This is a genomic window from Chitinophaga dinghuensis (genome assembly GCF_003259435.1).
Taxonomy (GTDB): domain Bacteria; phylum Bacteroidota; class Bacteroidia; order Chitinophagales; family Chitinophagaceae; genus Chitinophaga; species Chitinophaga dinghuensis.
In genome coordinates this window covers 81034-94345 of the sequence record NZ_QLMA01000013.1, presented here as the reverse complement: position 1 = coordinate 94345, position 13312 = coordinate 81034, and the positions used below count along the sequence as shown (strand labels likewise).

Annotated in this window: 11 protein-coding genes; 7 read left to right on the top strand and 4 right to left on the bottom strand. The window is 47.4% G+C overall.

Translation table 11 applies throughout. The features are described from left to right. The first annotated feature begins 29 nt into the window (after positions 1-29). On the top strand, positions 30-1565 hold the full coding sequence (locus CLV59_RS28250; protein ID WP_211324044.1) for a T9SS type B sorting domain-containing protein: 1536 nt from the start codon (positions 30-32) through the stop codon (positions 1563-1565). Here CLV59_RS28250 and CLV59_RS28245 read toward each other — a convergent pair. After that, positions 1555-2307, bottom strand: a complete 753-nt coding sequence (locus CLV59_RS28245) for a tyrosine-protein phosphatase (RefSeq protein ID WP_111595468.1) — start codon at positions 2305-2307, stop codon at positions 1555-1557. The two genes, CLV59_RS28250 and CLV59_RS28245, sit on opposite strands and share 11 nt — an antisense overlap. A 40-nt stretch (positions 2308-2347) precedes the next feature. Continuing rightward, entirely contained in the window at positions 2348-2821 is a 474-nt protein-coding gene (locus CLV59_RS28240) for a GAF domain-containing protein (protein WP_111595467.1), read from the bottom strand. A 235-nt stretch (positions 2822-3056) separates the two neighbouring features. Here CLV59_RS28240 and idi point away from each other — a divergent pair, with 235 nt between their 5' ends. Together idi and CLV59_RS28230 are read left to right on the top strand one after the other, a co-directional pair. Further along, positions 3057-3596 (top strand): isopentenyl-diphosphate Delta-isomerase, encoded by a 540-nt coding sequence (idi, locus tag CLV59_RS28235; protein ID WP_111595466.1) that lies wholly within the window; start codon positions 3057-3059, stop codon positions 3594-3596. Between the two features lie 293 nt (positions 3597-3889). Then, entirely contained in the window at positions 3890-4861 is a 972-nt protein-coding gene (locus CLV59_RS28230) for a terpene synthase family protein (RefSeq protein ID WP_111595465.1), read from the top strand. A gap of 41 nt (positions 4862-4902) precedes the next feature. Here CLV59_RS28230 and CLV59_RS28225 read toward each other — a convergent pair whose 3' ends face one another. Together CLV59_RS28225 and CLV59_RS28220 are read right to left on the bottom strand one after the other, a co-directional pair. Next, complete coding sequence (locus tag CLV59_RS28225) at positions 4903-5931, bottom strand: hypothetical protein (protein ID WP_111595464.1); 1029 nt, start codon at positions 5929-5931, stop codon at positions 4903-4905. Between the two features lie 28 nt (positions 5932-5959). Next, positions 5960-6670, bottom strand: a complete 711-nt coding sequence (locus CLV59_RS28220) for a TMEM175 family protein (RefSeq protein ID WP_146616345.1) — start codon at positions 6668-6670, stop codon at positions 5960-5962. Positions 6671-6812: 142 nt separating this feature from the next. Between CLV59_RS28220 and CLV59_RS28215 the strand changes: the two genes are divergently transcribed. From CLV59_RS28215 to CLV59_RS28200, 4 genes are read left to right on the top strand one after another with little or no spacing between them, the layout of a single operon-like run. Next, entirely contained in the window at positions 6813-8159 is a 1347-nt protein-coding gene (locus CLV59_RS28215) for a TolC family protein (RefSeq protein ID WP_111595462.1), read from the top strand. 53 nt (positions 8160-8212) lie between these two features. Beyond that, the gene (locus CLV59_RS28210; RefSeq protein ID WP_170137952.1) at positions 8213-9346 is read left to right on the top strand and encodes an efflux RND transporter periplasmic adaptor subunit; all 1134 of its coding nucleotides are present in this window, start codon (positions 8213-8215) and stop codon (positions 9344-9346) included. Between the two features lie 22 nt (positions 9347-9368). After that, on the top strand, positions 9369-12542 hold the full coding sequence (locus tag CLV59_RS28205; RefSeq protein WP_111595460.1) for an efflux RND transporter permease subunit: 3174 nt from the start codon (positions 9369-9371) through the stop codon (positions 12540-12542). Positions 12543-12545: 3 nt separating this feature from the next. Further along, positions 12546-13301, top strand: coding sequence for a class I SAM-dependent methyltransferase (locus tag CLV59_RS28200; RefSeq protein WP_111595459.1), 756 nt, complete (start codon positions 12546-12548; stop codon positions 13299-13301). The last annotated feature ends 11 nt before the right edge of the window (positions 13302-13312 follow it).

Sequence of the window (13312 nt, the reverse complement as noted above, 5' to 3'; positions counted from 1 at the left end):
AAGTGAACTTATTTATTGAAACCATGCAGATGATGAAAACCCTTACAGCCTTGCTGGCTGTAACGCTATTGAACAATCCGATCACTGCACAGGATATCAGCCTGGGAAATCCTTCCATAGAAGGGCCTCCCAAGGCTGGTAATGTGCCATATCCATGGATTCGGGCATTTGAATCACCGGATACGCAACCAGGTTATTATGGTATTTCACTACCTGCTTCCAATGGTAAAACCTATGCGGGATTTATCCTCGGAAAACGTTGGGAGGAAGGTATTTTCCAACAACTGCCCACACCCATGAAGGCCGGCAGTTATTACCAGGTGTCTTTCGATCTGGCCTTCCCGCCAAAATATGATACGCTTACACTTTGCACCGGTACACTGGCGATCTATGGCAGTAATAGCACAACGGAGAAAGGGGATATGTTATGGCAGTCCGGCACATTTAATCATGAAAGCTGGACCCGATACACCGCCAGTTTCAGACCGGAAAAAGAATACGCCTATATTCTTTTTGTACCATATCTGCCGCCTTCCTGCGGCGCAAAACAATTCACCGGCGCATTAATAGACAACATCAGCTCTAAGCTGGCACAAGTGCCGGAGCTAAGATTTGAACAACAACCTACCTGTAAAGGAAAAAGTACAGGCGCAATTAAGGTTATTCCAACAGGCGGACAGCCGCCATATTCCTATCATTGGCAACATGGGCCCAGTACCAGCCATCTGAAAGGCCTGAGCGAAGGGGCTTATACTGTCACGGTCAATTCCGCCAACGGTACCAGCGTTAGCAGAACAGTTAACGTAGATGCCTATACGCTGAATGCAAAGGCTGTTCCCAAGGAACCGCTTTGTCATGGCGATGCTAATGGGAGTCTGGCGCTGAAACCATTGAATGGCATCGCGCCTTATCTGTATGGATTAGGTAATGAAGTAATATTTCAGGGAGACTCGATCTTCTCCAGCCTGCGGGCAGGCACTTATACATTCGGAGTAGCGGATGCGGTGGGCTGTGAAATGCGCGCCCGAACAATACTTCCGGAGCCAGCTTCACTGGAACTGAAAAATGTGAAACTACATCATGTCAGTTGTACAGAAACAATGGATGGTCATATCATCCTGCATATTAGTGGAGGAACGCCGCCATATGCGTATAGCCTCAATCATGGCCAGTGGCAAACCGATAGCAGTTTCGGCAGACTGGATGCAGGACAGTACCAGATAAAGGTAAAAGACCAGCACAACTGTGCCGTTGCAGGAGAGGTAAACATCATTCGTTATATCCGCGAATGCGCTGTATTTATGCCGAATGCCTTCTCACCAAATGGTGATGGTGTCAATGATGTTTTCCGTGCAAAAGTGCATGATGATGTACACGATTTCCGGTTGGCGGTTTATAACAGATGGGGGGAACTAGTATTCGAATCACGGGAGCCGGAATCCGGATGGGACGGCACTTTCAAAGGGCAGCCGGCAAATACGGAAGTATACGCCTGGGTACTAACGTATACGGATAGTCGCCAGCAGGCCCGCAAACAAACAGGTTCCGTTACCCTTATCCGGTAACAGGAATCGCTGCATTTTTAAATGGATAAGCTTCCAATGTCTGTCTGAGTTTTTTATTAGTAGCCATATCCCTGATCGCCTGTAAATGCTTATGATGATGCAGATCCGTACCTATGTAGTCAATCCAGCCTTTTTGTAACAAATATTCTGCGGCTTGTTTGATATGCTTCCCATAATACCCGGTGAGGGATAACAGATTTACCTGCATCATACAACCTCTTTCCCGATACCTGGCATAGGATTCCGGATGCTGATGATGATAGGCATATCGCTCCGGATGTGCCAGTAGTGGCTGATATCCGGCGGCTTGCAAATCAAACAGCCATTGGAATATTTGGGGGGGCGCCGACATAAACGACATCTCCACCAATACTACCTGATCAAATAGTTTCATTAATGGTTGCTGTAGCAATTGCGGGAGTGTTTCATCCAGGTAGTATTCGCCTGCATGGCGAAACGGAATGGTATTACCCTCTTCCCGCAAGGCTGCTTGTACCTGTTGATATGGATCGGAGAGGGTATGTAAATCATTAGGAAAACGATCCATCATGACATGCGGGGTGGTAATGATCTGGCGTATACCCATTTGTTGCAAGGCATGGATGAATTCCAGGCTGGTGGCTACATCCTGCACACCATCGTCTACAGCTGGCAGTAGGTGAGAATGCAGGTCGGTACCCATGAAGGCAAGCAATGCTTCTGTACTGACCTGCGATGAAGAGCGTCTGCGAAATAAAAACATAAATGGTTCCGAATAAAGATATGATCAATAAGATCCTGCTTTACATCGAAATTAATGCCACAATCTCTTCCAGATATTGTTTATCTGTTTCGTCGAAATGGGAGAGCAGCTCGCTGTCTACATCCAACACTCCTTTCACCACGCCGTCGCGGATAATAGGGACTACTATTTCAGAACGGGAAAGACTGCTGCATGCGATATGTCCGGGGAAGGCTTCTACATCCGGCACTATCAGTGTGGCAGCTTCTGCCCAACTGGTGCCGCATACGCCTTTTCCTTTGCGGATACGCGTGCAGGCAACAGGTCCCTGGAAGGGGCCCAGCACCAGCTCCTCATTTTTTACGAGGTAAAAACCTACCCAAAACCAGTTAAACTGTTCTTTCAGCGCGCCGGCAATATTGGCCAGATTGGCCACCAGGTCAGGTTCTCCATCTATTAAACCTTTAATCTGCGGAAGCAGGGAGATATACTGTTCCGCCTTTTCTCCTTTTGATATTTTTAAATCTTCAGCCATTTTTCAAAGGTAGGATAAAGTTCTGCTGCGAAGAAACTAACAGTCTTCACAGTATTGTCATTCCTGCATCAGAGGATATTAAAATATTTGTCAATTCTAGTATTTAAATCGTATATTTATCCGAGTAACCATTAGCAATATCAGTAAACCAGTCCAAAAATTTAGCGTGAAAAAATTCCATTTATTGCGAGGAGTACGCATAATAAATCCTTAATTAAAATATCTTTGCTGCGCTATGAAACATCCTGAAGTAATACTGGTAAACGAGTCCGATGAGCCGATAGGAACAATGGAAAAATTAGAGGCCCATGAGAAGGGATTATTACACAGAGCTTTTTCCGTTTTTGTCGTAAACGATGCGGGAGAGATCCTCATTCAGCAACGCGCTTTGGATAAGTACCATTCAGGAGGCCTTTGGACCAATACCTGTTGCAGTCATCCTGCCCCAGGAGAAACAACGCTGGCCGCTGCTCACCGCCGTCTTCAAGAAGAGATGGGATTTGATTGTCCGCTGCAGGAGATTTTCTCCTTTACTTACAAAAATGTTTTTGACAATGGTCTTACCGAACATGAATTTGACCACGTGTTCGTTGGGACCTACAACGGTCTTGTCCGTCCGGATGTCGCTGAAGTCAACAATTATCAATATCTGCCTGCCAACCAGCTATTGGAAAGGATGAAAGCGGAGCCGGAAAGCTTTACCGTATGGTTTCACAGGGCATTGCCTATGGTGTTGGAGCACCTCAAAATGACCATAAGTGAAGTGAAGGCATAACCGGTATTTTCCGGTGCCATCCTATGCTGATTCTTTCTGCAGATTGCTGTCGCGATTTAGATGTTAGCTTGTCGGCACTTAACCTCCGCAGACAACTATGTCATTTACCCGCTTCTGGTCTGATTTTAACTGTATCGATTTACCGTTAACCGAATACTCATGCCGCTTTGTGCACGCGGCATCAAAATTCTCATGTCCGTTTTTAACCAGTATCGTCACCCTTACGACGACACTGACATTATCGCTATGCCGCATTTTCTAAACCATCATAGTCAACTTTAAATCAGAGGCACATGAATGCTATCCAACTTCCAGAACTGAGGTTCCCTTTCCCTTCCCGTGTAAGTCCACGCGCTAACGATGCTCAGCAACATCTCAACAACTGGGCACAAGCCTACGGGTTATTGCCAACAGAAGAGGCACTTATGAAATTCGACAAAGCCCGTTTTGCATGGCTCGTAGCCAGAACTTTCCCGGATGCACCTTTTGAAGAACTTTGCCTGATCGCCGATTTCAACGCATGGTTATTCCTCTTCGATGATCAATGTGACGAAGCCGCCCAAGGCAAAAAATCCGCCTATCTCCGTACCATCATGACGGGATTGCTGGATATTCTACGCAACAATAAGGTGTACAGTCCCGTAGATGCAGGCCCTTTCCCCGCTGCACTCTCCGATATCTGGGCTCGCATGCGCGCTATCAGTAAACCTGCATGGAGACTCCGTTTTATCCGCAGCGTGCAGGATTATTTCGAAGCCTGCATCTGGGAATCCGAAAACCGCGAAGCCGGTAAAACCCCATCCGTAAAGGATTACGTACGTATGCGTCCATTCACAGGCGCCCTTCTCGCAGATGTAGATGCAATCGATATTATTGAAAAAATCTACCTGCCAGACGACATGTTGCAAAATGCTATTTTGCAAAGAATGATCCAGGCATGCAATAATGTAGTATGCTGGACCAACGATATCATTTCCTGCCAGAAGGAAGCCCTCCAGGGAGACGTTCATAACCTGGTGCTGGTACTCCACCACGAAAAACAATACAGCCTGCAGGAGGCCGTAAATGAGGCTACGCAGATGACCAGAGAAGAACTGGCCATATTCCTCGTACTGGAACGATTACTCCCCACCCTCGAAGGCTATGGTTCCTATGAACTGCTGCGATTCGTTTCTGTATTGCAAAGCTGGATGATCGGTAATTATGAATGGGCTGTACTGGATACCAAACGGTATCAGTTAGGCCAGACAGTACTGGTAGGCTGATAAACAAAACAGCCAGCATCTTTTACGATGCTGGCTGTCCACTATTTTTTTACGTATCTGCGCTCTATCAACCGCCCTAGTCCCCAGAAGGAAAGCGCCAGTATGGCGAAGAATAATCCCTTGTTCGTTCGGTCCCACAAATACTCAAAATATCGGGTGTATAAATCCAACAGGAAAAACACCACCGCCATATCCCGGATCATAGGGTCCTTCCGCCGCAGCGAATATAAGAATGTCAAAATACACTGCGCTGTGAATATAAACACCCATAACAACAACTGATGTTGCCGTACCTGCTGCCACTCGCTCCAGGTGCCGGTATTGCCAAAAATAGATATCAGCCAGCCAGAGAGCAGAAATAACAACCAACCACCCGCATAGGTCAGCATTTTGATGGGCGTATATAACCGCGTATTTTTCATGACAGTACCGGCTATCACCATTATTCCGCCCAGCACCGCCATCCTGCACGGCAGATTCATGCCGAAGAAAAAAGCGTTGTCTCCCGTTAAAAAATAAGACAACTTCACATACGCAGGAATCAGGGCAATCATCGTGGCTACCCATATCAAACGGGATTCTAACGCCAATGCCAGTACGCCATATATAATAGTGGCCATTAACCAGAAAGCGCCATAATTACCGCCTAAGTAGTCCAGGGATTTTCCCAGGTATACTACGGTAACGCCTGTACTAAGCACAGGTAACAACCAGTAAAGCTCCCGGTTAAACGAAAAGCCGTACTCATGCCGCTTACGCCGCCAGCCCTGGTAGCAAAGCACTACGGTCACTATCCCGAACAACAAGGCAATCACGCCATCCGTCAGCGAAAATTTCTTCCGGATAATCTCAATCCATTTCTCATCCAGTACCAACGACCCAAATGCCATTAGCGCACAGGAGATGGCCGCTATAAAAATATATAACGCAATCGTCTGCCAATCACTGGTCCTGACCTTAATACTATCTTTCAACTGTCGGGCCTGATCTTCTGAAATGACAGCCTGTTGCTGCCACTCAAAAATGGCCTTGTGGAGGAGATGAGCATCTCTGTTATCTACTTCTGGCATCTGTTACGTAAAGGTTTTGTTCGGATAATTATATGGTTTTATCTACAATATGTACTGCTCTTAGCGTATTTCTTTTCTTGATCTTCAATCTGAAATGGTTGAACAAGGCCAACGCCGGTATCGTCCAGTAACTTAACCACTGGTAATGTACATTTTCAGGATAGAAAAAGTAAACCATAGTAATCACTGTAAACCCAGTAGCCATCGTCAGGAAATTATATTTATACCGCTGATACATGAGCTCTTTCTCTGTCCAGTGGCCAGGCATCGCTAAACTGGGCTTCTTCTGGAACACATAGTAACTAATCCAGAACAACGCTGCCAGCGCACCCGCCAGATTGCATAAGTAAATAAACAACGGTAAGATGAAGTGCGTTTTAATATGCATCATCGCAGATGCCGTGAATGGAAAGCTGACAATGAAAAACAGGAAGAACAAGTTCCTGTTCAACAAACCAGTGTCATAATGTTGCAGAAAACGACACAACTGCAAATGACGACGCCAGAAATTTCCCAGAAAAACAAAAGTGGCGGCAAAGGTGAAGAACTCGAAAATAACAGGCTTTAAATAGGGCATGTAATTCGCTACAGGTACCGTGTCCGGGATATCGGGGAGCTTGATCTCAATAATCAGTAGGGTCATTGCAATGGCAAACACCGCATCACTGAAAAGAATCAATCGCTCCAGTTCAAATGCACGATGCTCAGGTTTGGGTTCCTTGATAACAGACATTGACATAATAGGAGTGAATCTTTTTACTTGATATCAGCAATATACAAAGTATCCGGCAAAGCACCCCATATGCCGCTTTTCTTTCAACATTTTCAACATTTCGTTGTTATCTACCCTGACAATCGTCAAGGACCGTCAAAGATTACTTATGCGTGGCACCCATTTGCTGTTATCTCTACTGCTGATTTCCGGATTCCAGACTGTCTCTGCACAGGTGGATACGGCTCGTTCCGGAACTTATGCCTTCAATCTCAATGATTGTATCCAGTATGGCATCACCCATCATCATGATGTGGTAAATGCCCACCTGGACGTAAATTTTTCTAAAGAACAGGTGAAGGAGGCTACCGCGAAATTATTTCCGCACGTCAATATATCCGGCAGTTTTAATGATAACCTTAAACTCCAAACTTCCCTGATCCCGGATTTTATCAACGGAAACCTGAACGAGAAAATTCCTGTGCAATTCGGTACCCGGTTTGCCTCCAGTATAACCGGTGAAATCGACCAGACAATTTTTAACAGCGACTACTTCCTCGGCCTCAAGGCCTCCCGCGTATATACGGATCTGTCCTCGAAAACGCTTACCCGTACAAATATTGATACCAAAGTGGCCATCACCAAGGCCTATTATGCGGTTCTTACCAGCCAGGAAAGTATCCGTCTCACTAAATCTAATCTCCAGCAACTGACCAAAACCCTCCAGGATACCAAAAGCAGGTATGATCAGGGCGTAGCAGAAAGGGTAGACGTAGATCGGATTCAGGTATCATATAACAATACGGTTACTCAGGTGGGCAACCAAATCAGAACACTCGTATATACGTTACAGTTGCTGAAATTTCAGATGGGCATGCCCCAGGAAAATCAACTGGAACTCATAGAAACCGTCAACGATCTGAAAGTGGAAGACTATGCCGGAGATACGGTCAACTACCGCCCGGAAGACCGCATCGAATACGGTATCCAGAATACCCAGATCGCCCTGAATGAACTGCAACTTAAAAGCAAAAAACTCCAGTATCTACCACAACTCGCTGGCTTTGTAAACTACGGATGGAACTACTTCTCCGCTGATTTCAAAGAGCTTTATAAACACGGCTTCGGCGCATCTGTGCTAGGGGTTAATCTTACCTGGCCCATCTTCGCCGGAACCGAACGCCTCCATCAAATCCGCGAAAACCAGATCACCGTGAAAAAATCACAAAATGACCTGGACTATCTCGTTCAACAAATACAGGTGGAAGTCAAAAACGCCAATACCAGCTATCAGAACAATAAAGACAATTTCGTCACCGCTAAGAAAAATATGGATCTCACGCAGGGAATTTATGACCGTATCGTGCTGAAATATGATCAGGGCGTGAGCACCTCTCTGGATGTACTCTCCGCTGAAAATGAGCTGACAGCCGCCAGAACAGATTATATCAATGCCATGCTCAATATCCTGGTCAGCAAAACAGACCTGGATAAAGCTACCGGCAGAATTAAGTAATTCGTCAATCGTAATTTCTTCTCCATATGTATCCAAACAAAAATTCGAACATATTGCTTGTTGCTACTGTGGTTGCTTTCAGCGCCTGTGGCGGTGCAAAAAAGAAACAGCAGCAACAGGCAATGATGATGGCCCAGATGAAACCAACGGTGGTGCCCTATACGGTTCAAGCCGGATCCTATACAGTTGTGGAGAAGTTTCCGGCCACCCTCACCGCCAATAATATCGTGGAAATCAGAGCGGATGTAACTGGCTTCCTGACAGCCATCAAAGTGCCAGATGGCGCTAATGTTCAGAAAGGACAAGTCCTCTATGAACTGGACAGAAGCCGCTATACTGCCGTTCTCAACCAATCAGCCGCCTCCCAGCAACAGGCAGAAGCAGACCTCGCACTCAAACAGCGCGATTATGAAAGATATAAAAATCTCCTCGACCACGACGCCATCTCCAAACAAACAGTAGATCAGGCACATACTGCCCTCCTCACTGCCCAGGCCAATCTCGCTGCGGCAAAAGCAGCCGTTGCCCGCGCCGGCACTGATGTGAACCATGCCATGATCAAAGCCCCCGTGTCTGGCAAAATCGGTATCGTACAAATCAAAGTAGGAGATATCGTCAACGCAGGTCAAACACTTATTAATACCGTGGTAAATGAAACGCCCATGTTTGTGGACTTTGACGTATCGCAATCCAGGGTCCAGGAGTTTACCAAACTGAAACATAACGCAGGCGATATCAAATTCTACCTGCAATTCGCCAACGGTGATCGATACAACGAACCTGGTACCATCCAGACGATTAATAATATTGTAGACCCTACTACTGGTACTGTGAAGGTGCGACTAACCTTCCCCAATAAAGACAGGCTCCTTACTTCCGGTATGAGCCTGGTGGTACTCATGCAATACGCTACGCCAGCAACACAAGTGGCCATCCCGTCTACTGCTATCGTGCAGAACCTTTCTGAAACAAGTGTCATGCTGCTGACGAAAGACAATGTGGTGAAACAACAACCCGTTGTTCCCGGCGCGATCACAGATACCATGCTGCTGATCTCCGGCGGCCTTAATGCGGGCGACAGGATAGTAGCACAGGGCATGCAGCGTCTGAAACCGGGAGATACTGTAAATATTGCCGGCGCAACTCCGCCACCAACGGCGCCAGCAGGAAAACCGGCAGGAAAATAATCATCAAAACTGCATTCACAGCATGATCTCGAAAACATTTATAGAGCGCAAGAATACTACGATCGTTATCGCTATTATCATCGTGATTGTAGGGTTGATCTGTATGTTTAACCTGCCCATTGCGCAGTTACCCGACATCGCGCCTCCGGTAACGGACGTGCGTGCCAGTTATGTGGGCGCCAACTCCACTACGGTGGAAGAAACAGTGACCACTCCCATCGAAAACCAGGTAAACGGTACGCCCGGCGCTATGTATATCCAGAGTGTGAGCGCCAACGATGGTTCCATGAGTATTACTGTCACCTTCAACCTGGGTACCAACCCGGATATCGCCACCCTGGACGTGCAAAACCGCGTGAGCCTCGCATTGCCCAGTACGCCCGATGAAGTACGTCGTGTGGGCGTTACCGTTAAAAAACGTTCCAATGACATGTTGATGGTACTGGCGGTGAATTCTCCTAATGGAACGCATACCCGCGAATACCTGGACAACTACGTAAATATTTATCTCAAACCAGAACTGGCCCGTCTGGACGGGGTGGGAGATGTGAATGCCTTCTCGCAGGACTATAGTATGCGTATCTGGCTCAACCCGGATAAAATGGCGGCCCTCGGCCTCACGCCAAATGATGTGGCAGCCGCCATTACAGAGCAAAACCAACAAGTGCCTGCCGGTAGTATCGGCGCGCCTCCTATGAGCAAACAACAGGCTTTTGAATATACCGTGAGCGTGAAAGGACGTCTGGCTACCTCCGAAGAATTCGGCAATATCGTTATCCGCAAAAGCGATAACGGTTCCCTGGTCCGCCTGCGTGATATCGCCCGCGTCAACTTAGGCTCTTTTACCTACTCTATCGAAGCAAAAGCAGATGGTAAGGTCGGTAGCGGTCTGGCAATCTATTTGTCGCCAGGCGCAAACGCCCTCGACGTAAACGATCGCGTGCTGGCAAAAATGGATGAGCTATCCAAATCATTCCCGGATGATATGAAATACCTCGTGCCATTTGAAACAACTTCTTTCGTAAAAATATCTATCGACGAGGTAATCCATACTTTCCTGGAAGCGCTGGCCCTCGTGGTGTTTGTGGTGTTCGTCTTCCTCCAGAACTGGCGTGCTACCCTCATTCCGATTCTCGTTATCCCCATCTCGCTGATTGGTACATTCATCTTCTTCCAATTGCTCGGCTTCTCCATCAATACCCTCACGCTCTTCGGTTTCGTACTGGCAATCGGGATAGTGGTGGATGATGCCATCGTGGTGGTGGAGGCAGTCCAGCACCATATCGACGCTGATCTGATGTCGCCCAGGGAAGCTACCTATAAAGCGATGTCGGAAGTACAGGCGCCGGTTATCGCTATTGCGCTGATCCTGGCAGCCGTATTCGTGCCGGTGGCATTTATTCCGGGGGTGAGTGGACGATTGTACCAGCAGTTTGCATTAACGATCGCATTCTCCGTACTCTTGTCGGCTTTCCTCGCTTTGACGCTCACACCGGCGCTGACAGCCATTTTGCTGAAACCTGCGCATCTCAATAAACAATCGCACGGCATCAATAAGCTCTTCTTTAAATTTAATGAATGGTTTGCACGCGTTACCGAGAGATACGCACATGGCGTCAAGCATGCCATCCACCAAACATGGGTGGTATTGCTCACACTGGCGGTCTTATTCATTATTGCTGCATGGCTCTTTAAAAAGACGCCCACTACCTTCGTGCCGCAGGAAGACATGGGCGCCCTGTTTATTGCCGTAGAGCTGCCAGATGCGTCCTCTACACAGCGTACCAAGGAAGTCATCGAGGAAATCAATCATATCCTGTTATCCGACAGTGCGGTGAATCACTTCTTCGGTATCGCAGGTATCAACTTCGTGGCCAATGCCACCAAACCCAACTCAGGTACTTTCTTCGTGAGTCTCAAACCCTGGGACGAACGCTATAAACATGGCGATGATATGAACCATGTGCTGGGCCGAATCCAGGGCCAGACGATGCGAATCGTCGGCGCCACGATTATTTGTATTCCAGCGCCTACTTTGCGGGGATTGGGTAACTCCGGTGGTTTCTCCTTCATCATGGAACAAAAAAGTAATCCGGACCTGGGCCAGTTTATGCAGGTGATGGGCCAGTTCTTAATGACGGCCAACCAACGTCCTGAAATAGCCCGCGCATATGCTTTCTTTAGTGCTAATACGCCGCAATTCAACGTGGATGTAGACCGTGATAAGTGTAAGCAGCTGGGAGTACAGATCAGCGATGTATTCGGCGCTTTACAGACCTTCCTCGGCGGATTATATGTAAACGACTTTACCCGGTTCAGTCGCAGCTTCCGCGTGGTAATGCAGGCAGATTCCCTCTATAGAACAAGCATCGATAACCTGGCAACCTATTATGTCCGCAATAACTTAGGACAGATGATACCATTGAGTGCACTCATTACCAGCAAGAAAGGAGGAGGCGCGCCGGTGATCAACCACTTCAACCTTTACCGCTCCGTTGAAATTGACGGGGACGCCCAACAGGGCTACAGCTCCGGCGATGCGATCAACGCGCTGAAGGAAGTGGCCACACAGGTATTGCCTTCCAACTTCGGCTACGAATGGGCCAACGTATCCAAACAGGAAATTGAAGCTGGTAATAAGAGCTTGCTCATTTTCATGCTCTCTATTCTCTTCGTATTCCTCCTGTTGACAGCCCTTTACGAAAGCTGGTCTGTACCGTTCTCCGTATTGCTGGCGGTACCAGTGGCGCTCTTCGGATCTATTGTGGCACTGTCGCTCTCCAAACAGGCAAACAGTGTTTACTCGCAGATCGGTCTGATTACACTGATCGGGCTGTCGGCCAAAAATGCTATCTTGATTGTAGAATTCTGTAAAGAGCGTGTAGACAGAGGTATGCCATTGCTGGCGGCCACGATTGAGGCGGTGAAACTTCGTTTCCGCCCGATCCTGATGACTTCCTTCGCCTTCATTCTCGGGGTAATGCCGCTCTGCTTTGCGAAAGGCGCAGGCGCCGCCTCCCGCGTAAACATCGGGTTTACGGTGGTAGGAGGTATGCTGGCAGCCACTTTACTAGCCATATTCAGTGTGCCGGTACTCTATGTGCTGATCACTAAAATGGCATACGGTAAGAAAAAATTGGCCGAACTGGAAGCGCATGGCAACGAAGAAAAGAAACCTAAAGGACTGGGAGAATAAACCATGAAGAACACAGAAAGATTCACTTCCCGCGTGGAAAATTATGTCAAATATCGTCCGCATTATCCGGATGGACTGCTGCCTTACCTGAAAGAAGAAGGCGTGCTCAAAACGGAAACAGTGATTGCAGATATTGGCGCGGGAACTGGTATCTCTACGGAACCATTTCTGGCAAACGGTAATAAAGTATTTGCAGTGGAACCCAATGAGGCCATGCGGGAATATATGATCCAGCAATTATCTGTATACGCTGGTTTTACCGCAGTAACGGGTACGGCTGAACGCACTACGCTGCCGGATGCCAGCATCGATCTGATCACTGCAGGACAAGCTTTTCACTGGTTCGACCCGCAAGCTGCCAAAGCAGAATTTCTGCGTATAGGCGTGCCTGATGTAATGGTGGCGCTGATATGGAATGTCAGGCAGGCAGATACGGCTTTTGAAAAGGATTACGAGTCGCTCCTGCAACGTTATGGTACAGATTATAAGGAAGTCTCCCACAAAAATATAGGCGCTCCTCAACTGACTACTTTCTATGCACCGAATACATTTAAGCTGAAGAAACTGCAACACGTGCAGCAGTTTGATATCAAAGGACTGAAAGGCAGATTAATGTCTTCTTCTTATGCGCCGGAGAAAGGGCCGGCTCATGATGCGATGATACGGGAAGTGGAGGAAATCTATGAAAAACACCAGGTCAATGGTATGGTGAAATTTCATTTTGATACGGAAATATATCTGGGACCTTTAACGCTGTAGCGCTAAAGGTC

Bases quoted from the DNA above. Each gene is read 5' to 3' on its own strand.
- CLV59_RS28230 (WP_111595465.1), top strand. From the start codon at position 3,890: ATGAATGCTATCCAACTTCCAGAACTGAGGTTCCCTTTCCCTTCCCGT.
- CLV59_RS28225 (WP_111595464.1), bottom strand. From the start codon at position 5,931: ATGCCAGAAGTAGATAACAGAGATGCTCATCTCCTCCACAAGGCCATT.
- CLV59_RS28240 (WP_111595467.1), bottom strand. From the start codon at position 2,821: ATGGCTGAAGATTTAAAAATATCAAAAGGAGAAAAGGCGGAACAGTAT.
- CLV59_RS28220 (WP_146616345.1), bottom strand. From the start codon at position 6,670: ATGTCAATGTCTGTTATCAAGGAACCCAAACCTGAGCATCGTGCATTT.
- CLV59_RS28250 (WP_211324044.1), top strand. From the start codon at position 30: ATGATGAAAACCCTTACAGCCTTGCTGGCTGTAACGCTATTGAACAAT.
- CLV59_RS28205 (WP_111595460.1), top strand. From the start codon at position 9,369: ATGATCTCGAAAACATTTATAGAGCGCAAGAATACTACGATCGTTATC.
- idi (WP_111595466.1), top strand. From the start codon at position 3,057: ATGAAACATCCTGAAGTAATACTGGTAAACGAGTCCGATGAGCCGATA.
- CLV59_RS28245 (WP_111595468.1), bottom strand. From the start codon at position 2,307: ATGTTTTTATTTCGCAGACGCTCTTCATCGCAGGTCAGTACAGAAGCA.
- CLV59_RS28215 (WP_111595462.1), top strand. From the start codon at position 6,813: ATGCGTGGCACCCATTTGCTGTTATCTCTACTGCTGATTTCCGGATTC.
- CLV59_RS28200 (WP_111595459.1), top strand. From the start codon at position 12,546: ATGAAGAACACAGAAAGATTCACTTCCCGCGTGGAAAATTATGTCAAA.